The 20,164-nt window shown below is 72.5% G+C and carries 20 protein-coding genes; 12 read left to right on the top strand and 8 right to left on the bottom strand.

The window, feature by feature from the left end:
- Positions 1–92 precede the first annotated feature (92 nt).
- Positions 93–692, top strand: a complete 600-nt coding sequence (locus KZQ38_RS14335; protein ID WP_219442187.1) for a chloramphenicol phosphotransferase CPT family protein — start codon at positions 93–95, stop codon at positions 690–692.
- Position 693: 1 nt separating this feature from the next.
- On the opposite strand, the gene KZQ38_RS14330 is transcribed toward KZQ38_RS14335, so the two are convergent.
- From KZQ38_RS14330 to KZQ38_RS14320, 3 genes are read right to left on the bottom strand one after another with little or no spacing between them, the layout of a single operon-like run.
- Entirely contained in the window at positions 694–1,548 is an 855-nt protein-coding gene (locus KZQ38_RS14330; protein WP_308258399.1) for a DUF4253 domain-containing protein, read from the bottom strand.
- Positions 1,545–2,246 (bottom strand): ABC transporter ATP-binding protein, encoded by a 702-nt coding sequence (locus KZQ38_RS14325; protein WP_219442185.1) that lies wholly within the window; start codon positions 2,244–2,246, stop codon positions 1,545–1,547. Before KZQ38_RS14325 ends, KZQ38_RS14330 begins: the two co-directional genes overlap by 4 nt.
- Complete coding sequence (locus KZQ38_RS14320) at positions 2,243–3,277, bottom strand: ABC transporter permease (protein WP_219442183.1); 1,035 nt, start codon at positions 3,275–3,277, stop codon at positions 2,243–2,245. Before KZQ38_RS14320 ends, KZQ38_RS14325 begins: the two co-directional genes overlap by 4 nt.
- Before the next feature lie 166 nt (positions 3,278–3,443).
- Here KZQ38_RS14320 and KZQ38_RS14315 point away from each other — a divergent pair, with 166 nt between their 5' ends.
- From KZQ38_RS14315 to KZQ38_RS14285, 7 genes are all read left to right on the top strand, one after another.
- Entirely contained in the window at positions 3,444–4,592 is a 1,149-nt protein-coding gene (locus KZQ38_RS14315) for a sensor histidine kinase (RefSeq protein WP_219442181.1), read from the top strand.
- On the top strand, positions 4,589–5,224 hold the full coding sequence (locus KZQ38_RS14310) for a response regulator (RefSeq protein ID WP_308258398.1): 636 nt from the start codon (positions 4,589–4,591) through the stop codon (positions 5,222–5,224). The genes KZQ38_RS14315 and KZQ38_RS14310 overlap by 4 nt, the downstream gene beginning before the upstream one ends.
- A 45-nt stretch (positions 5,225–5,269) precedes the next feature.
- Positions 5,270–5,833, top strand: a complete 564-nt coding sequence (locus tag KZQ38_RS14305) for a MerR family transcriptional regulator (RefSeq protein ID WP_219442179.1) — start codon at positions 5,270–5,272, stop codon at positions 5,831–5,833.
- A complete protein-coding gene (locus KZQ38_RS14300; protein ID WP_219442177.1) occupies positions 5,830–8,175 on the top strand; it encodes a VIT domain-containing protein in 2,346 nt (781 codons plus the stop codon). Before KZQ38_RS14305 ends, KZQ38_RS14300 begins: the two co-directional genes overlap by 4 nt.
- Positions 8,176–8,732: 557 nt before the next feature.
- Positions 8,733–9,419: a response regulator transcription factor gene (locus KZQ38_RS14295; protein ID WP_219442176.1), complete on the top strand. Its 687-nt coding sequence runs from the start codon at positions 8,733–8,735 to the stop codon at positions 9,417–9,419.
- A 53-nt stretch (positions 9,420–9,472) separates the two neighbouring features.
- Positions 9,473–10,888 carry a sensor histidine kinase gene (locus KZQ38_RS14290; protein ID WP_257901413.1) on the top strand — a complete coding sequence of 472 codons (1,416 nt, stop codon included), beginning with the start codon at positions 9,473–9,475 and terminating at the stop codon, positions 10,886–10,888.
- 45 nt (positions 10,889–10,933) lie between these two features.
- Positions 10,934–11,647: a hypothetical protein gene (locus KZQ38_RS14285; protein WP_219442171.1), complete on the top strand. Its 714-nt coding sequence runs from the start codon at positions 10,934–10,936 to the stop codon at positions 11,645–11,647.
- Between the two features lie 151 nt (positions 11,648–11,798).
- Here KZQ38_RS14285 and KZQ38_RS14280 read toward each other — a convergent pair whose 3' ends face one another.
- The 5 genes from KZQ38_RS14280 to KZQ38_RS14260 all read right to left on the bottom strand — a co-directional run bounded on the left by KZQ38_RS14280 (position 11,799) and on the right by KZQ38_RS14260 (position 16,345).
- On the bottom strand, positions 11,799–13,595 hold the full coding sequence (locus KZQ38_RS14280) for an ABC transporter ATP-binding protein (RefSeq protein ID WP_219442169.1): 1,797 nt from the start codon (positions 13,593–13,595) through the stop codon (positions 11,799–11,801).
- Positions 13,589–14,029, bottom strand: coding sequence for a lasso peptide biosynthesis B2 protein (locus KZQ38_RS14275; protein ID WP_219442167.1), 441 nt, complete (start codon positions 14,027–14,029; stop codon positions 13,589–13,591). The genes KZQ38_RS14280 and KZQ38_RS14275 overlap by 7 nt, the downstream gene beginning before the upstream one ends.
- On the bottom strand, positions 14,026–14,298 hold the full coding sequence (locus tag KZQ38_RS14270) for a lasso peptide biosynthesis PqqD family chaperone (protein WP_219442166.1): 273 nt from the start codon (positions 14,296–14,298) through the stop codon (positions 14,026–14,028). Before KZQ38_RS14270 ends, KZQ38_RS14275 begins: the two co-directional genes overlap by 4 nt.
- A complete protein-coding gene (locus KZQ38_RS14265; protein WP_257901412.1) occupies positions 14,295–16,118 on the bottom strand; it encodes an asparagine synthase-related protein in 1,824 nt (607 codons plus the stop codon). The genes KZQ38_RS14270 and KZQ38_RS14265 overlap by 4 nt, the downstream gene beginning before the upstream one ends.
- A gap of 110 nt (positions 16,119–16,228) precedes the next feature.
- Positions 16,229–16,345 (bottom strand): lasso RiPP family leader peptide-containing protein, encoded by a 117-nt coding sequence (locus KZQ38_RS14260; protein ID WP_219442164.1) that lies wholly within the window; start codon positions 16,343–16,345, stop codon positions 16,229–16,231.
- Positions 16,346–17,188: 843 nt separating this feature from the next.
- Here KZQ38_RS14260 and KZQ38_RS14255 point away from each other — a divergent pair.
- The 4 genes from KZQ38_RS14255 to KZQ38_RS14240 all read left to right on the top strand — a co-directional run bounded on the left by KZQ38_RS14255 (position 17,189) and on the right by KZQ38_RS14240 (position 20,157).
- Positions 17,189–17,776, top strand: coding sequence for a nitroreductase family protein (locus KZQ38_RS14255; protein WP_219442162.1), 588 nt, complete (start codon positions 17,189–17,191; stop codon positions 17,774–17,776).
- Positions 17,777–17,997: 221 nt separating this feature from the next.
- A complete protein-coding gene (locus KZQ38_RS14250; protein ID WP_219442160.1) occupies positions 17,998–18,507 on the top strand; it encodes a hypothetical protein in 510 nt (169 codons plus the stop codon).
- A gap of 48 nt (positions 18,508–18,555) precedes the next feature.
- On the top strand, positions 18,556–18,972 hold the full coding sequence (locus KZQ38_RS14245) for a nitroreductase/quinone reductase family protein (RefSeq protein ID WP_219442158.1): 417 nt from the start codon (positions 18,556–18,558) through the stop codon (positions 18,970–18,972).
- Between the two features lie 48 nt (positions 18,973–19,020).
- On the top strand, positions 19,021–20,157 hold the full coding sequence (locus KZQ38_RS14240) for a hypothetical protein (protein WP_219442156.1): 1,137 nt from the start codon (positions 19,021–19,023) through the stop codon (positions 20,155–20,157).
- Positions 20,158–20,164 lie beyond the last annotated feature (7 nt).

Here is a 20,164-nt window from a genome sequence, read left to right as displayed (position 1 = left end):
TCGCGTAACTAGCCCTGCTGTTCCGACGTCAACGCGCCTCCCGAGACCGCTGGGCGCCCAGTCTACGAAGTCCCGCCGGGTACCGTCGGGTCGTGCGCACCGCCGAACCGCCCGGCCGGGTCGTCCTGCTCAACGGGACCTCGTGCGCGGGCAAGACCACGTTGGCCCGCGCGTTGCAGGACGAGAGCGACGTCCCGTTCGTCTACTGGGGCATCGACACGCTGTTCGACCTGGTGCCGCCGAACTGGGGCGGCGGGCGCGGCGGGCCGCTCAGCCGCGAGGGCTTCCGCTACCACCGGCCGGGACCCACCGCCACCGGTCACCCGGTCCTGGAGATCCGCACCGGGCCGGTGGGACGGCGGATGGTGCGGTCCGGGCAGCACGCGGCGGCGGCGTTCGCGCGTGGCGGTGACCACGTCGTGATCGACGAGATGCTGCTGTCACCGGACCTGATGCCGGCCTGGCTGTCCGCGCTCGCCGGGCTGACCGCGCTGCTGGTGCGGGTGGACTGCCCGCTGGAGGAGGCGGAGCGCCGGGAACTGGCGCGTGGCAACGAACCCGGCCTCGCGCGTGGGCACTACGAGAGCGTCCACGACCACGGCGTCCCGTACGACGCGACCGTGGACACCACGACCGGCACGCCCGCCGAACTGGCCCGGTCCGTGCTGGACCGGGCCTTCGACGCGTGGTGACTCAGTCCCACCAGAACGCCCACGACCGTTCGCCCACCAACCGGTCCGCGTAGGCGGCGAGCGTCTGGGCGTCCCGGCTCTGCCACACGTTGTCCGGGCAGAACGCGAAGTGCTCGGCGGCGACCCGCAACGCCTCCTCACGCGTCGCGGGCGGTGCGGCGACGCTCAGGTACAGGGTGTCGAAGCCGACGCCGACGACCCGCGCGCCGAACCGCCGCTCCCAGTCCCGGACGACCGCGGACACCTCGGCCGTGTCGCCGATGCAGTTCACCGGGCCGGTCCAGCCGAGGGCGGTCAACGCGTCCGCGCCCCGCTCGGCGCGCACCAGGCCCAAGCGCATCGTCCCGAAGACCGCGAACAGCGTTTCGGCGAGGTCGACCGCCGCGTGCTCCGGGTCGGCGGTCGTCGCCGTCGTGGGCGCGAGACCCGGCCAGTCGCCGTACGGCGCGGTGACGCCGTCCCGTTCGGCGGGGGACAGGGCATCGTCCTCGTCTGGTCCCGTGTGGTCGCGCCACCACTCGGCGAGCAGCGCGGCGGCGTCGTGGTCGTCGGGCGAGGACATGTCCTCCGGCGCGACCTCGCCCTCACCCCACGGGCGGAAGTCCTCGGCATCGTCGTCCAACGCGCCGAGCATCAACGGCCACAGACCGGAACGCGGGTGCTCGTCGCGCAACGACCGCCACAGGGCGGGGGAGACCGGGTCGTCGCTGAGCCAGTACGCCGGCCGGTCGTCCTCGGCGTCCTCGGGGACGACGGTGCGACCGGCGGGCAGTGCGACGGACAGGGCGCGGCCGTCCGCCTCCCCGTCCGGGAAGAGCACGCGCAGGGTGTCGGGCAGCGGTGGTTCGGTGATCACCCGGTGGATGGTATGTCGTCGAGCGCGTGGTCCCCGGTGGACGGATCGGTGAGGCGCCCGTCGTGGACCGACACCACCCGGTCCACCCCGGCGAGGTGGGTCAGGTCGTGCGTCACGAGGACCGTGGCCAGCGCACGGCGGTGCGTGAGCCGCGTGAGCAGGTCGATCACCGCCGCACCGCGTTCGTGGTCCAGCGCGCTCGTGGGTTCGTCCACCAGCAGCACGGCCGGGTCGTTCACCAAGGCGCGTGCGATGTTCACGCGTTGCCGTTGCCCACCGGACAACTGGTGTGGTCGCCGTCCGGCCACGTCGGCGAGCCCCACGGCGGCCAACAGCCGCTCCGTGTGACGCGGACGGCGGCCGTCCAAGCGGGCCATCACCTCCAACTGCTCGGCGGCGGTGAGCGACGGCAGCAGGTTCGGCTGCTGGAACACCACGCCGACGTGCTGCCGCCGCAGCCGGGCCAGCTCACCGCGGGACAGGCCCGCGGTGGAGGTGCCGTCGACCACCACCGCGCCCGAATCCGGGGTGATCAGCGTGGCGGCCACCGCCAGCAGGCTCGACTTGCCCGACCCGGACGGCCCGACCACGGCGGTGACGCTGCCCTTGGGCACGGTCAGGTCGACGTGGTCCAGCGCCGTCAGGCGGCTGTCGCCGTCGGGGTAGGTGAGGGTGATATCGCGCAGTTCCAGGCTCATCGGGCACTTCCCAGGGCGGTGAGGGGGTCGACGGAGACGATGCGGCGCACGGCGAGCGTCGCGCCGAGCAAGCCGAGCAGCACCAGCACCGCGGCGGGGACCAGGACCGTCATCGGGGTCAGCACGAACGGCACGGCCTCGCCCAACGCCAGGCCGATGGCGACCGCCAGGCCCGTGCCGACCGCCGTGCCGCCGACCAGCAGCACGAGCGCCTGGCCGAGCGCGTCGCGCAGCAGGCTGGAGGTGGACGCGCCCAACGCCTTCAGCACGGCGATGTCCGTGCTGCGCTGGATGGTCCACACGGTGAAGAATGCGCCGATCACCAGTGCCGAGATGGCGAACAGGAAGCCGCGCATGAGCTGGAGCGAGCCGTTCTCCGCCGAGTAGGAGCCGATCCCGGACAACGAGTCGTCCTTGGCGACCGTCGTCGTGCCTGCTGCCGCGTCGACCGCGCTCAGGTCGACGTCAGACGCGTTGAGCGCGAGCACGGTGGCGAACGCGTCTTGCGTGCGCCATGTTTCGAGGGACGTCCAGACAACCGGTGTGTGGCTGTAGAACTCGTCCTCCGTCACGGCCGTGACGCGGAGACCCGTGCCCGTGAGCGCGACCGTGTCTCCTGTGCGCGCGCCGAGTTCTTCGGCTGCGGTGGACGACAACACGACACCCTCATGCGGGTCCACGGGCGCCAACGGCGAGTCCGGGCTGACGCCGAACACCGTCACCGCCGTGCTCTTGTCGCCTGTGGACGCCTTCGTGGTGGTGATGCCCAACGGCTCGGCGTGCACACCGGAGGTGTTCGCCCACCGTTCCCACTGCTCCCGTGTCACGGCGGAGTCCGCATAGGACGTCTTCGAGCCACCGAAGATGATGTGGTCGGCAGGCAGGCCCGTGATGGCCGAGATGTTCTGCCTGCCCAACCCGGCGGTCAGCCCCGACAGCAACCCCACGAGCAGGGTGATGAGCACTATGACGGTTCCCATGAGGGCGAACCGCCCCTTGGCGAACCTCAGGTCCCTCCAGCCGACGAACATCGCCCAGCCCTTCCGCGTGGTGTGAGTACGTCGTCCACAGTGGTCCCGCGGTGGGGGAGCGGGCATCGCGCGCGGGACTGGAACCCGGGTGTCGGAGGTGCGGTCGACGTCTCCACCTTTCGATTGATGCCGGGTCGGGTGGGCGGTACGTACGCTGGCGGTGCCGATGAACATGCCCGCCGCGCGAACGCTGACCTGGTGCCTGCACCTGCTGGTGGTCGGGCTCACCGCCCTGACCGCCATCCGGGCCGCCGACGCGCGGGTTCCTGTGCTGAGCGCGTTGTTCCTGCTGGTGTACGCGGTGGGACCGGCGGTGTCCCGGACACCGGCGCGTGCCGCGTGGTGGCTCGCGGCGGTCGGCGCGGCGTGGGTGGCGCTGCTGGTCGTGACACCGGACGCGGTGTGGCTCGCGTTCCCGCTCTACTTCGTGCAACTGCACCTGCTGCCCCGGCGCGCGGGCGTGGTCGCCGTGGCCGCCACGGCGCTCGCGGCGGTGCTCGCGTTCAGCGCCCACCAGGGCGCGCCCGCGCCCGCCGCGGTGCTCGGCCCCGCGCTCGGCGCGGCCGTCGCGGTGGCCGTCGCGTGGGGTTACCAGGCCCTGTACCGGGAGAGCGAGCAGCGCAGGCGGCTGATCGAGGAGCTGACCGCGACCCGCGCCGACCTGGCCGACGCCCAGCACGAGGCCGGTGTCCTCGCCGAGCGGCAGCGGCTCGCCCACGAGATCCACGACACGCTCGCGCAGGGCCTGTCCAGCATCCAGTTGCTCCTGCGTGCCGCCGAGCGAGCCCTGCCCGACCGCCCCGAGGACGCCGCCCGGCACGTCGCGCGTGCCCGGCACACCGCCGTGGACAACCTCGCCGAGGCACGCCGGTTCGTGGCCGCCCTCGCCCCGCCGACCCTCGACGGGACGACCCTGGCCGGCGCGTTGGAGCGGCTGTGCGCCACCACGTCCGCCCGGCACCCGCTGACCGCGCGCTTCCACCTGGCCGGGCAGCCGGTGCCGCCGTCCACCGCGCGGGACGTGGCGTTGCTGCGGGTCGCCCAGTCCGCGTTGGCCAACACCGTCCGCCATGCGCACGCGTCCACCGTCGACGTGACGTTGACCTACCACGACGACGAGGTCGTGCTCGACGTCGTGGACGACGGCACGGGTTTCGACCCGGCGGGGCTGCCCGCGCCCGACCCGGTGGCCGGCGGGTTCGGGTTGGCCGCGATGCGTGCCCGGATGACCGCGCTGGGCGGTGCGTTGACCGTGACGTCCGCGCCCGGCCGGGGCACGGCGCTGGCGGCCCGGTTGCCGGCGGTGGCGTCGTGACGCGGCCGGTGCGGTTGCTGCTGGCCGACGACCACCCGGTGGTGCGGGCGGGGCTGCGTGCCGTGCTGGAGACCGAGCCGGACCTGGAGGTCGTGGCGGAGGCGGCGACCGCCGAGCAGGCCGTGGCGCTGGCCGCCGAGCTGGACGTGGACGTCGTGCTGATGGACCTGCGGTTCGGCGCGGGGATGAACGGCGCGCAGGCCACCGCCGCCATCACGGCCCGGCCCGACGCGCCGCGCGTGCTGGTCGTGACGACGTACGACACCGACGCCGACACGCTCCCGGCCATCGAGGCGGGCGCGACCGGCTACCTGCTCAAGGACGCGCCGCCGGAGGAGCTGGCCGCCGCCGTCCGCACCGCCGCCGCGGGCCGGACGACGCTCGCGCCGACCGTGGCGGACCGGCTGGTGAACCGCCTGCGCACGCCCGGCACGGCGTTGACCAGGCGGGAGACGGAAGTGCTCGTGCTGGTCGCGGAGGGGCTGTCCAACCAGCGCATCGGGGAGCGGCTGCACCTGACGTTGGCGACGGTGAAGTCACACCTGGTGCACATCTACGCCAAGCTCGGGGTCGACTCGCGCACCGCGGCCGTGGCCGCGGCGGTCGAGCTGGGGATCATCCGGCGACAGTGACACTGCAATCTTGACAGTGTCGGGTCGAGGTGTCAGGATGATCGCGTGGACGACGAGCTGTGGACGATCGAACAGCTCCCGGACCGGGTGGCCGCGCTGCTGGCCGAGAACTACGACGGGCAGCGCAGCGGCCGGGTGCGGGAGCTGCCGAACGGGCGCGCCATCCGGTGGTACACCACCATCGGGCTGGTGGACCGCCCGGCGGCCCATCGCGGGCGCACCGCGCTCTACGGGCGCAGACAGCTGCTCCAGATCGTCGCCGTGAAGAAGCTCCAGGCGTCCGGGTACTCCCTGGCCGAGATCCAACTGCTGATGATGGGCGCGTCGGACGCGCGGCTGGGTGAGCTGGCCGGCACCTCGTCACGCGTGGACCGCTTCTGGAAGGAACGCCTGGCTCCCGCCGATCCACCACCCGCCGATCCACCCGCTGACAGTGTCAGCATCGTCCCGGCGCTGCGCCTGTCCGACACTGTCATCGTCACGCTCACCGCCGCCGATCGGCTCCCCGACGAGGGCGAGCTGGCCGAGATCCACGCCGCCGCGGCTCCGCTGCTCGACCTGCTCGCCCGCCTGGGCCTCGCGCCCACCCCCGGAGAGGACGACCGATGAGCACCCCGATCGAGGTCATCGCCACCGCGGCGCCCGTCACTGCGGCGCCCGCCACCGACGACGCCGGCCTCGGCTGCCTGCGCACCGAACGCGGCAACCTGCCGCTGGAAGCCGTCGACGTGCGTGCCGCGATCACCGGCCTCGCCGCGCGGACCACGCTCACCCAGGTCTTCCGGAACCCGCACGACGTGCCGCTCGAAGCGACCTACGTGTTCCCGCTGCCGTCCAGGTCCGCCGTCACCGCGTTGCGCATGGAGGCGGCCGGCCGCGTCGTGGAGGGCGTGCTCAAGGAGCGCGGCGAGGCCCGTGCCGACTACGCCGAGGCCGTCGCCGCGGGCAGGCGGGCCGCCATCGCGGAGGAGGAGCGGCCCGGCGTGTTCACCACCCGCGTCGGCAACGTCCTGCCGGGCGAGCGGGTCACCGTGCGGCTGACCCTGGCCGGTGCGCTCGCGTACGAGGACGACGCGGCCGTGTACCGGCTGCCGCTGGTGGTCGCGCCCCGGTACGTCCCCGGCACGCCGCTGGAGGGCGACCAGGTCGGTGCCGGCGTGGCCGCGGACACCGACGCGGTGCCGGACGCGTCCCGCATCAGCCCGCCCGTGCTGCTGCCCGGCTTCCCCAACCCGGTGCGGTTGTCGGTGGAGGTCGACGTGGACCAGGCCGGGCTGCCGCCGGTGACACCGTCGGCCAGCCTGCACGCGACCGTGACCGAGCGGACCGCGACCGGCTTCCGGGTGCGGGTCGAGCCGGGTGCGCGCGTCGACCGCGATTTCCTGCTGCGGCTGTCGTTCGCCGACGAGGGCGTGGTGCGCACGTCGCTCGCCGTGTGCCCGGACGAGGACGGGCGGGGCGGCACGTTCGCGGTGACCGTGCTGCCGCCGAAACCCGACCAGCGGGACCGGGGCAGGGACGTGGTGCTGGTCCTGGACCGCTCGGGTTCGATGCAGGGGTGGAAGATGGTGGCTGCCCGCCGTGCCGCGGCACGCATCGTGGACAGCCTCACCACCGCCGACCGGTTCACCGTGCTCGCGTTCGACAACGTGGTGGACACCCCGCCCGCCCTGCCGGACGGCCTGGTGGAAGCCACCGACCGCAACCGGTACCGGGCCGTGGAGTTCCTGTCCGGGGTGGACGCGCGTGGTGGCACCGAACTGCTCGCGCCGTTGCGGCAAGCGGCCGGCCTGCTGGGCGGGGTGGGGGAGCGGGAACGCGTCCTGGTGCTGGTGACGGACGGCCAGGTCGGCGACGAGGACCGCCTCCTGCGTGAGCTGGCCGACCCGTTGGCCGGGGTGCGCGTGCACACCGTGGGCATCGACCGGGCGGTGAACGAGGCGTTCCTGAGCAGGCTGGCCGGTTCGACGGGCCGGTTCGAGCTGGTCGAGTCGGAGGACCGCCTGGACGAGGCGATGCGTGCCATCCACCACCGCATCGGCAGCCCCGTCCGCACGGGCCTCACCCTCACCGGCAGGGGGTTGGTGGTGGATGAGGAATCCGTGACGCCCCAACCGGTTCCCGACCTGTTCCCCGGCGCGCCGGTGGTGGTCACCGGCCGGTACACGGGCGAACCGGGCGAGCTGGAGCTGTCCGACGACAGCGGCTGGCACGAGCTGCTGAATCCCGTGCCCAGCGACAACCCGAGCCTGCCCGCGCTGTGGGCCAGATCCCGAGTGCGCGACCTGGAGGACCGCTACACCGTGGGCCGCGGCGACCTGTCCGACCTGGAACACCAGATCGTCACGACGTCCCTCACCTTCGGCGTACTGTCCCGTTTCACCGCTTTCGTTGCAGTAGACCCGCGCACCGCAACCCAGCCCGGCGGCCAAACCCACCACGTGGTCCAGCCCGTAGAGCTACCGGACGGCTGGGCACCTGCCGCAGGCGCGTTCGGCGCACCCCCCAACACCTTCGCCCCGTTGTCCGCGCCGCCATCCCCAGCCCCGGCAGCCCCGTTCGCCCACCCCAGGCCGTCCAGGCCAAGGTCGGCAGCCCCTGCCCGAACCCCGGAACTCCACAGGCAAGCCGAACCCACCAGCCACTCGGCCCCCACTCAGCCGGAAACCCTCGCCCAGTTCGCCCAACGCCACCTGGACCTGCTTCGAGCCGCAACCCCCACAACCACAACCGAACTACTGGCCAACCTGGCCACCGAAATCAACCGCCACCACCCAACCTGGGCAGCCTCCGGCGAACCAGCAACCCACATCCAAACCCTCCGCGACCTGGTGACCCGCCTGACAACCCCCACCACACAGCCGGCCGAACTCCTAGAGGACGCCATCACCACCCTGACGACCCTGACCACCACCCCACCCACCCGCCGCAAGCCCTTCTGGAAGCGCTAACCCCACCCGGCCGCCTCCAAGGACCCGCCACAAACACAACTCCGCATCCCACCTGCGGCCGTCATCACCCGACTCACCCCACCCACCCCCGGCCCACATGCGTTTGCCCGCCCTCGTGCCTGGCCCTCGCCCGGTCCGGCGCGCCGCGTCCAGTCCGGGTGCGCCGGACCGGACAACGCTGCGGCCACCAGTTCCGATCGGAGTCGAGCAGTCCGACTGAGCAGCAAATGCGCGCTGCCGCCCAGTAGCTCCGCCGCAATCACGCACCGCATTCGAGGCCCCTCCGGTCTGCGCATTCTTCTCCCGACCGAACCGCAGGGACCCCGGTGGACGAGGAGGGTTCACTCCCCGTCCACCGGCCTGGTCCGTCAGGCGCTCTGGCCACCCCCTGTTTTTCGGCCAGACCGCCCGACCCGGTCGATCCCCCCACTTCCGACTGACGGACCGGTGTCGACTCGCGGACCGGGGATACAGTCGCAGGTGGAGCTGAAGGGAACCTGTAGGAACCTGAAGTGGATTTCAGTGACATGTGACGACGACTGCGTCATCGTGGACACATGCGGGTACTGGTGGTGGAGGACGACCGACGTCTGGCCGGCCTGCTCGTTCGCGGGCTCGTCGCCGAGAATTTCGTGGTCGATGTGGAATACAACGGCTCGGACGGTTTGTGGCGGGCGACTGAACACGCCTATGACGTGATCGTGCTGGACGTGATGCTCCCCGGGATGAACGGCTACCGGGTGTGCGCCCGGCTGCGTGCGGCGCGGGTGTGGACGCCGATCCTCATGCTCACGGCCAAGGACGGCGAGCTGGACGAGACCGAGGGGCTGGACACCGGTGCCGACGACTACCTGACCAAGCCGTTCTCCTACCCGGTCCTGGTCGCGCGGTTACGGGCGCTGGTGCGCCGCGGTGGCATGACCCGGCCGGTCGTGCTGCGTGCCGGTGACCTGGAACTGGACCCGGCCGCCCGCACCTGCCACCGAGGGCACCAACCCGTCACCCTGACCGCCAAGGAGTTCGCGGTACTGGAATTCCTGCTCCGCCGGCAGAACCAGGTGGTCACGAAGGCCGAAATCATCGCCGCCGCCTGGGACGAGGCCCGCGAACCGGACCCGAACCTGGTCGAGGTCTACATCAGCACCCTCCGCCGCAAGATCGACGCACCCTTCCACCGGCACACCATCACCACCGTCCGCGGCATCGGCTACCGCCTCGACGGCCACCGAGAGGCACGCCCGTGAAGCGAAGGATGCCCCAGTCGCGCCGACTGCGCCGACGCATAACCGTGATCGCCATGGTAGTGGTCGCCACGCCGGTACTAGCGGCTGCGGTGCTCGCTGCTGTTTTCCTGAAGGCCGAGGCGATGCGGTTCGAAAACGCGCCGATCACCTCCTTCGGCATCTGCGTCGACGCGCGGGTGGGTGAAAGCAAGGGAGGGGCGGAGGTCCAGAAGTGCGCCAACGATTCATCGGTGGTGTTGAAATGGGCCGAGGTTGACGAGCTGACGTCGAATGACATCACGGAAGAGGAGGTGCCGACCTCCGTCGGGGCGAGTTATCATTCCGTCGCGCTTATCCCGCAACTGTCGATCTGGCCCATGACCGACCCGGAGGAAATATTTTACGCTTTCCTGGGTGATACCGGCGAGGTGTATGAGTCGAGCCCTGTTTCGCAGATCACTCGACTGCGGCCCGGATATAATTCCCGGGGAAGCATGGACCAGGCGGACAGGAGTCGAGCGAAAATCACCCAGGTACAACGCACCCTCAACCACCAGGTGCTGTTGCTGACCGGCGGAGCAGTGCTGTTGATCAGCCTGGTCGGAGGCGTGGTGTGGGTGGCGATGGGGCGGGTGCTGCGGCCGGTGGAGGCGATTCGGCGGGAGATGGCCGACATCACCGAGCACGACCTGTCCCGGCGGGTCCCGGTGCCTCGTGCCCGCAACGAGATCGCCGCGTTGGCCACCACGGTCAACGCGACCCTGGACCGGCTGGAAGTCGCCGTGGAGGACAACCGGCGGTTTGTCGCCGACGTCTCCCACGAGCTGCGCAGCCCCATCGCGGCGTTGCGCGCGGAGTTGGAGATCGCCACCGCCCACCCCGACCTGGCCGACTGGCCTGCCGTGGTGGACGCGGCACTGGCCGACACCGACCGGCTTCAGCAGCTGGCCACCGACCTGTTGCTGCTCGCCCGCCTCGACCACGCGGGGCCCGCCACCGGCTGCGACGCCACCGTCGGACTCGTCACCCTCGTCGTCGAGCACACCGCACGCCGCCACACCACGCACACCCTGACCACCGACCTGCCGGACGACCCGACACCCGTGCACGGCAGCCGCGCCCTGCTCAACCGGCTGCTGGGCAACCTGCTCGACAACGCCGAACGCCACGCCACGACCACCATCACCATCCGCCTCACCACAGCCGACGACCACGCCGTGCTGGAAGTCCACGACGACGGCCCCGGCATCCCGGCCGAGGACCGCGAACGCGTCTTCAACCGCTTCACCCGCCTGGACGACGCACGCACCCGCGACACCGGCGGCACGGGGCTCGGCCTGCCCATCGCCCGACGCATCGCCACCGCCCACCGCGGCACCCTCCACGCCACCGCCAACCCCGACACCCCCGGCGCCCGACTCATCACCACCCTGCCCCTACAGCACACGACACCCCGATCACCACCGACCGCGGAGAGCAGCACGGCGTAGCGCCGGACCCGTTCGGCGAGGGCGCGCCGATGCCACCATATGACCATGGGGTCGGACTGGACGTGGACGTTGGTGTTGCCCGGTGGGGTCTTGCGCTCGGCCGCGGTCGAACGGGTGTTGGCCATCGCCGGCGCGGTGGGGTTGTCGCCGTGGCGGCCGGGCGGGGGGATCAACGGGTTCGACACCGCGCCCGGCCGCGAAGGCGAACACCGCGTGGTGGACTGGGCGCGGATGGTGGACGGCCTCGTCACGGGAACCTGGAGCACCAACCTGTGGACCCGGTCCGAAGTGGACATCTGGTTCTCGGTCAAGCCCGGCGGTCCACAAGACACGGTGACCATGTCCCTGAACTCGTGCCACTCCTGGCGGGAACCCGTCGCGGAGGCTCAACCGTTCCGGGACCTGCACCGGTTGCTCACGGAGCTGTGGGTGTCGATCGCGGGTGAGTTCGGTGCGGTCTTCGGGCGGGTCGAGGACGAGTGGTCGTGGGAGCAGATCTGGGCCGGGTTGGACGATCCCTACTCGTACGACGTCCCTCCGCCGCCGGGTTCCTGGCCGGAGTGGCTGAGTTGGACCACCTACTTCGGCGCCGACCGCTACCGGCGACTGCCGCCCCTCCCCATGGGGCCGAGCGTTCGAGAGATGCCCGACGGCGCGGCGGTGATCGCGTTGTTGGACGACCCGGCCGACGTCGACCCGGTGCGGTTCGCGCGGTTGCACCACGCGTTCCGGCAAGCGTTGGGCCCCACCACCACCTGAGCTGTGACGGACAGGTGGGAGCCGGGGGTGCTCGCTGGACCGGTGGGGAGGCCGACACCCCGATCGACCAAGGGCGTGGCGGGAGCCAGCTCGCTGCGTCGGCGAGGCCGACCGCGGTGGGGTGCCGGTGGCGGAACCACCGGCACCCGGTTCAGCCCACCAGGTCGCGGCTGCCGCCGAGCAGGTGGGCCACCTCGTCGTACTCGCCGATCGCCTCGACCCGGCCGTGGTCGAGCAGCACGATCCGGTCAGCCGCCCGGATCGTGGACGGCCGGTGGGCGATCACCAGCAGCGTGCACTCCGTGCTGATGTCCTCGATGGTCCGCGCCAGCACCGCCTCGTTCGCCGCGTCCAGGTGCGACGTCGGCTCGTCCAGCAGCAGCAACTGCGGCCGGGGCAGGAGGGCTCGCGCGATCGCCACCCGCTGCTGCTCACCACCGGACAGGGTGCTGCCGTGCTCGCCGACCAGGGTGTCCAGGCCCTCCGGCAGCCGGTCCACCAGGCTCTCCAGGCTGGCCAACGCCACCGCGCGCTCGATCTCGGCGTCACTGGCGTCCGGCTTGGCGTACACCACGTTCTCGCGCAACGTGCCGTGCATGACCGGCGCGCTCTGCTCGACCAGGCTGATCGCCTCCCGGCACTCGCGCACGGTCAGGTCGAGCACGTCCCGCCCGCCGAGCAGGATGTGCCCGGACTGCGGCTCGAAGAACCGGGCGATCAACGAGAACACCGTGGACTTGCCCGCGCCGGACGGCCCCACCAACGCCACGTGGGTCAGGCGCGGCACGGTGAACGAGACGTCCCGCAGCACCGGCCGGTCCGGCTCGTAGGCGAACCCGACCTCCCGGAACTCGATGGCGGGCGCGTCCGGGACCGGCTCCGGCGCGTGCGGCTGGGTCCGCACCGGCTGCGGGGACACCTCGTCCTCGGTCGGCACCTCCGCCACGTCGTTCACCCGCTGGAGCGCCGCGAGCCCGCGCTGGAGCGTGGCGAAGACGTCGAACATGTTCGCCAGCGGCGACGCGATGTAGGTGACGTACAGCAGGAAGCCGACCAGGTCGGCCAGCGACGCCGCACCGCTGGCCACGCGCAACCCGCCGACCACCAGCACGGTGATCATCGCGCCGTGCGTGGCGAGGGTCATCGCCGGGTTGATCACCGCGTTGCGCTTGACGGCCTGGATGCTGTTGTCGTAGGACTGCACGGCCAGCTGGCCGATCCGGTCCCGCTCGCGGTCCTCGGCACGCATCACGCGGACCGTGCGGATCGCCGACAACGCCCGCTCCAGCTCCGAACTCATGGCGCCCAGGCTGTCCTGCGCGTCCTCCACGGAACGCCGGATGCCCGCCAGCAGCAACGTGGTCAGGCCGCCGATGGCGCCCACGATCACCGCGACGATCAGGAACATCATCGCGTCCAGCCAGATCATCATGGCGACGCCGCCGATCACGACGAACACGCCGACGCCGGCCTCCACCAGGTCGTAGGCCAGCGAGTCGCGCAGCAGCGTGGTGTCGCTGGTGGTGCGGGTCAGCAGGTCGCCCAGGCGGTGCTGCTGGTACCGGCGCAGCGGCCAGCGCAGCAGCCGGTCCACGATGCGCTGCCGCAGGCCCAGCACGATCCGCTCGCCGGTGCGCTCCAGCAGGTAGTGGCCCAGCGCCGTGATCACCGCCTCCGCCACGAACACCGCGCCCAGCAGCACGAGCGCCAGCACGTACGGGCGGTGGTTGGCGAAGTCCTCGATGGTGCGGGTGGCCAGCAGCGGCTGCGCCAGCCCCATCAGGCCGCCCAGGAGGGACAGCGCCATCGCACCGGCGATCATGGGCCGGTGACCGCGGGTCACGCGGATCAGGTCGCGCCAGTCGACGCGGCGGGCATCGTCTTCCTCCGGCCCGTCGTCCTCCTCGTCCCGTTCGGCGGCGCGGGAAGGACGGATGCCGTTCAACATTCGGGTTCTCTCTCCTGGCGGTCGGGGGGTTCGACGGTCATCAACGGGCGGAAGGCGAGCACCTGCTCGCCCTCGTCAACGGCACGTCCCTCGGCCTCGACCCAGGCGTGCGCGCTGAACGGCGCGGTGCGCGCCCCGACCCGCCACGTCGGCCACACGCCGCGGGTGCGGCAGACCAGCGCGGTGGCGATGGAGCGGGGCAGGCACCCCTTGCCGGCGCAGGTGAGGCTGACCGCGATCACGGCCGACCGCGCGGCCCGCGCCTGGTTGAACGTCGCCGGCGCGGCGCCGCGGCGCGCCAGCTGGAGGACGCGCCGGATGCGGCGCGGCGGCAGGTGGGACAGGAGCAGCGCGACACCCACGGCCGCACGCACCGCGACCCGCGTGCGCCACGGCGGGCGGGTCGCCTCGAACAGGGTCTCCGGTGAACTCACCCGCCCACCACCAGACCGGCGTCCGCCAGTTGCGCCACCAGCTCCCGGATGTCCGCGACGGCCTGCGCCACGTCGCCCGTCCCGTCCTGGGCGCCCGCGAGCAGGGTCTCCGCGATGGTCGCCTCGTCCGCACCCGCGAGCCGCAGCTTCAACGTGGTCAGCCCGCTCGGGTTGAGCTGCCAATACTCCCCGGACCGCTCGTCGAGCAGCACGCCGCCGCCGTCCTCGGCCTCGGCCAGCGACACCTCCGCGCGCAACCGCAGCGTCATGACGCGACCTCCGCGTCCGCCACGGCGACCGGCTGCTCCAGGTCGCGCAACCACCGCTCGCTGCTCATCGTGATCGAGATCGCGTACGGCGTGTACTCGCGGATGCGGAAGCTGGTGCAGGTGTCCCGCAGCGCGTCCGCGTCGATCAGGCCGAGGCGCGACAACCGCGCGTCGTCGCACATCGCGGCCAACCGGTCGACGTTGTCGCGCAGGCCCTCGTGCTCGACGTTGGAGCCCTCGGCCTTGGTGGTCCGCGCCAGGCAGCGCTCCGGCACGATGCCCCGCATCGCCTCCACCAGCAGCGGTTTGTACTTCCACGGTGTCCGGCGCTCGTCGGTGCGGGTCGCCATGCACGCGGTGATCACGGCGTCGTCCAGGTACGGCGACGTCACGCGGATGCCCTCGGCGGCGTAGAGCGGCACGGTCGCGCGCACCAGGCTCGCGCACAGCCGGATGCCCCAGACGGTGTGGTGCGCGGTCCAGTTGTGGCCGTGCTGCCGAGCCGTCGCGGCCTCCTCCAGCAGGAGGTCGCGGGCGAGGTCCACGGCTTCCGGGGTGGCCCAGGGCGGCATCTGCACGAGGTTCGTCGCGCTCTCGCTCTCCAGCGGGGAGGCGATGAGGGCGCGTGCGCGGTCGGCCAGCCAACGCGGGTACGGGCGCCGCCGCTCCAACGCGAAGTGCGCGATGTCGCGCCACCGCACGTGTTCCAGCGCCCGGTAGGCACGCAGGTGCCGCCACGCGGTCAGCGGTCGGGTGCGCAGCAGCTCGAACACGCCGGACGCACCGCCCATCAGCGTCTCGTCGCCGCCGTCGCCGGTCAGGTGGACCTGCGAGCCGGTCGCGCCGACGCGTGCCGCCAGCGACCGGTACATCGGGCGGTCCTCCACGCCGGGGAACGGCTCCTCGGTCGGCGGGAACGGGGCGAGGACGTCGCTGTAGTGGCTGGGGATGCGGTCGCGCGGCACGGTGATGCGGGTCAGGTTCGGCAGGTGCTCGGCCGCCAGGTCCGCCCACAGCGGGTCGTCGTCACCGAGGTCCACGGCCAGCCTGGTCACTGCGGTCAGCGGCCGGCCGCCGCGCGAGGCGAGGAAGCACAGCGTGGTGGAGTCCAGGCCGCCGGACAGGTCGGCGGTCACCGCGAGGCCCGAGTCGAGCCGGGTCCGCACGGCGTCGGCCAGGGCCACGCGCACGGAACCCGCGGCCTCGGCCAGCGTCAGGTCGTCCGGCGGCGGCTCCCAGCGCCGCCGGACCCGTGCCCGGCCGCCGGGTGGCAGCACCAGGCAGGCGTCCTCGTCCACGGCGTGCACGCCGTGCCAGAGCGGGGCGTTCATGACGTGCAGCGGTACTTCCGACAGCAGTACCTTCAACGCCAGCCGCCGCCGGTCGAGCGAGCTGTCGAGGAGGTTCGCGAGCACGTCGGCCCGGGTGGCGGCCACCGGCACGCCCCGCACGTCCGCGTGCACGACGCGGCGCAACCCGGACAGGGTGCCCTGGACACGCGTGGTGCCGCCGACGCTGGCCAGCAGGTGGTGGCAGCCGGCGGGCGAGAAGCCGTCGAGCGCGGCGACGTCCGTGGTGCGCCGGGCGGTCGCGGCCAGTGCCTCGGGCGCGGCGGACGAGAACCCGAGCGTGGCGATCGCGGTGTCGCCGTCGACGCCGACCCGGAGGTCCACCGGGTCCCACCGGCCGAGCAGCCACGGCCTGCCGGACGGGTGGTCCACGCGCCTCGGCACGGGCCCGAGCGCGGACACCACCGCCGCGGCGTCGGGGTGGTCGGGCAGCACGACCAGCCATTCGTCGGCCGGACCGGCTTGATTCATGGGAACGCCCCCCTTCTCGTTCGACCCGGTTCGACCGGTAATTCGCGAAAATCGAGGTGGTGGTGCGGGGTTCACTCCGCCGAGCCCCGCACCACCACGCTCAGCGGCGATCAGAACAGGATCCGCCGCGGCCGGCGACGGCCGTCGCGGTCCTTCTTGACCGGACGGCTGTGCATGGTCAGCCGCTCGAACGAACCGAGCTTCAGCAGAGTCGGCTTCGAGTACATTGCGCACCCCCTTCCCCCGAGTCGTTCCCAATCCGGAACTCTCCCTGTGCACAGGTCTGCACGATCTCGTGCAGCGCCTACGGTACCGAGCGGCGGTGGGTGGTCCAGGATTTTTCGGGAAATTGCTCCCATCGGGCGACGACAACTGCGTGGGCGCATAAATGGTAATTCCAGGCAACACGGAAAGGGTCGAGGTAGGAGCATTTGACCTGGTCACTATCGGTGTCGTGGCGTCCCCCTATCAGGGGTGGTCGGCGGGTGAATCAGTGCTCTGTGATCGACACGTGAGGTGACGGTGGAGCGCGGTCGGGATGCACTCGTTCGGTCCGGTCTATGCTGGAATTGCCTCCCATCGCGATCCGATTGGCCGTGCGCGGTCGTGCGCGACGTCGTGGTGCGCGGCAAGTGGCACGGCCCGCGCCGGCCGCTCCGACCGGCGGTGGACCGTATTTGTGCGGGGACAATTCCGTACAATTCGCACACGCGCGAGCCGGCGGCAATGCCCGGTCGGGTGCGGCGAGCGGACGTGTAGTTCTTTCGGATAATTCTCCGGCGCGTGCTGGTTTTCGCGGGCGGCCCGGTGGGTGTCCAGCGCATTCGGGTCACGCCGCCGGGTGACCACCGTCCGAGTGCGGGTTCGGCGCGGGAGCGCTCTCGTCGTGGTCGGTCCCGGTGCGACCCGGCGACCGCGGCGATGGCCGGGCTTCGGCGGCACCGCGGCGCCCGCGGACGACGGCTCGCGGTCCGCGACCGCGTCGGGCCAGGACCCCGAAGCACCCCGGGGCCGCCACCCACCGCCGCCGCTACGATCGGGACCGGCCCAGCGAGCACCCGGGGGGTGCGGTGGAATTCCAGGAAGTCGTGCGCCGGCGTCGCATGGTCCGCGCGTTCACCGACCGGCCCGTCCCGGACGAGAGCCTGCGGCGGATCATGCGCAACGCGCTGCGCGGCCCGTCCGCCGGTTTCTCGCAGGGGCAGGTGTTCCTGGTGCTGCGCGGCGCGGAGGTGACGCGGTTCCACGAGATCGTGCGGCTGTGGGCGGTCGACACGGTCCGCACCGCGCCGGTGGTGGTCGTCGCGTTCGCGGTGAAGAACGCCTACCTCGACCGGTACGCCGAACCGGACAAGGGGTGGACCGACCGCAGCGAGGACCACTGGCCGGTCCCGTTCTGGTACGTCGACACCGGCATGGCGGTGCTGCTGGTCCTCCAGACCGCCGTGGACGAGGGGCTCGGCGCGGTGTACTTCGGCATCGGCAAGGAGGACTTCGACGCCCTCCGCGCGGAGTTCGGGGTGCCCGCGGACCACGAGCCGATCGGCGCGGTGGCGATCGGGTACTCCGCCGAGGAGGAGCTGTCGCCGACGGCGTCGCCGCGGCGACGCCCGCGCCGGCCGTTCGAGCAGGCCGTGCGGTTCGGCCGCTGGGCGTGAGGGCGCGCACCCGCGCCGGGGTACGCGGCTGATCGGCGGCTGGAACCCGGTCGGCCGGTCTCGGTAGCGTCGGTGGTCGCCGCGGCGGGGGGCCGGCCGCGGCGCCGGCGGTGCGCGGGGGCGATCATGGGTTCTGCTCGACGTGGCGTGTGTCGTGCCGGGGCGCGGTCGAACGGTGCGGGCCCATCCTGACGCCCGGTCGCTTCGCCCGCGCGGTCTTCGTGGTCGCGCTCGTCCTGGCCTACCTCGGCGCGAACGCGATCGGGGTGTACCGGTCGGTGACCCACGTGCGCGAGCGCCCGGACGTGCCCGCGGCGGAGCTGCTGCTCGACGTCGGTCCGCGGTGGACACTGGTGGGCCTGCTGCCGCCGCTGGACGAGCGGGGCAGGCCGCGGCCGGGCGTGGTGGCGGGCTGGGCGGACGGGCCGGACCGCCTGGTGCACACCGTGCTCAAGCACGTCAGCCCCGCGCGTGCCGAACTGGCCCACGTGCTGGCGAGGCCGAGTCGGGGCGAGGCGGTGGCCGGGTGGGGTCGGGGTGGCGACCGGGCGTCCGTCGCGTGCGTCGACCGGACGCCGCCGGACTGCCGCGTCTGGGTGTACGAGACGAGGTACGGGCAGTACACGGAGCGCCTGCTGCGCTCCAGCCCGGACGGGCCGGTCGAGGAGGGCGAGTTCCTCGCGCTGGCACGGGAAGTGGACGTTCGGGCCGAGTACGTGTTGCGGGGGTGAGCGCCGTGCCAAGATCACGCCCGGGAGTCGGACCGGAGGACGGTGGAGATGGACGACGAGCGGCGTGCGCACGACCGCGCGATCATCGCGGAGTTCCGCGCCCGCGGCGGAGCGATCGGCGACCCGCGTGCCGGGCGCGTGCTGGGCCTGCTGCACCACCGGGGAGCGAAGACGGGCCGGTCCTACGTCACCCCGCTGACGTGCCTGCGTGACGACAACCGCTGGCTGGTCGCGGCGGGCAACGGCGGTCGGCCGGAGTACCCGGGGTGGTACCACAACCTGCTCGCCGACCCGGAGGTCGCGGTCGAGATCGGGGTGGTGGCGCACCCGGTGCGGGCCCGGCCGGCGCGGGGCGAGGAGTGGGAGCGGTACGCCGCGCGGTTCCGCGTGGAGTTGCCGGTGTTCGCCGTGTTCGAGGCGGCCGTGACGCGGGACATCCCGATCTTCGTGCTGGAACCGCGCTGACCGCGGTCATGCGGTTCGCACGGCGGGGTGTTGCCGTAACGTCCGCGCATGACGGTCGTGCTGGTCGTCCTGGTGCTGGTGGCGTTCTTCGCGGTGGGCGGCTTCGCGGTGCTCGTCGTCTGCGCGGTGTTCATGCGGATGTGGCGGCGGGCGAAGGCCAAGGGCTACACCGGGCCGGTGGTGGCCGGCGTGCTGGTGCTCCTCGGTCTGCTGCTGCCGGTCGGGTTGATGGCGGTGGGGCTGCTGCTGGGTTTGTCCCCGCTGGTGGCGGCACCGCTCGGCGTGGTGTCGGCGGTGGGCGGCACGGCGCTGGGCGTGTGGCTGCTCCCGCCGCGACGGGTGCGGTCGGGTGCGCGGCGGCGCCCGCGGACCCCGTTCCGCGTGCTGGGCGTGACCGCCGTGGTCGTGTCGGTTGTCGCGCCGGTCGCGCTGGTGTTGTCCGGCCAACCGCTGGACGCGGGACTGCGCCCGATCCTGCCGGCGGTGTTCCTGTCGTACCTGTGCTTCTCCGCCGCCCGGCGTGCCGCGCGGATCACCGCGCCGCCGACGCCCGATCCCCGTCCGGCCGTGCTGTGGATCCGGGGGTTCGGCAACGAGGGCCGGGGGTTCGGCTGCCGGCGGCGTGAGCCGGGCGACGTCCTCATGGAGTCCGTGTTCGACCGCGTGGCCGAGCGCGTCATGACGTTCGAGGAGTATTTCGCGCCCGCCATCGCGGCGGGCCTCGGGCGCGGGCACGGCCTGGGCAACCCGCGTGACTACCTCCCGCCGCACGGGGTGGACCGGGACTACGCGACGGACGACTCCTGGCGCGACCGGTTCCGGGAGCTGGTCGCGGAGGCGCGGTGCGTGCTCGCGTCGCCCGGCGCGTGGCCGGAGCTGCGCTTCGAGTTCGGGGTGGTGCGCGACCTCGACGCGTGCCGCAAGCTCTTCATCTTCACGCCGCCGCGGTCGTCGGCGCGGCACACCCGGCAGTTCAACCTGATGCGCGGCTACCCGAACGAGACGTGGTCGGACTTCGCGGCGGCGCTCGGCGAGGGTACGGGCTTCGACCTCGGCCCCGATCCCGGTCCCGGCGCCGTGGTGGGTTTCGACGACGACGGCCGAGCCGTGGTCCTCACCCGCGCCGCCGCCGGTCCCGCCGACTACGTGGCGGCCGTGCGTGCCGCGCTGCCCGCGGTGGGGTGAGGTCCGG

The organism is Saccharothrix obliqua, from assembly GCF_019375475.1.
Taxonomy (GTDB): Bacteria; Actinomycetota; Actinomycetes; order Mycobacteriales; family Pseudonocardiaceae; genus Actinosynnema; species Actinosynnema obliqua.
This window is presented reverse-complemented; position numbering and strand designations above follow the sequence as displayed.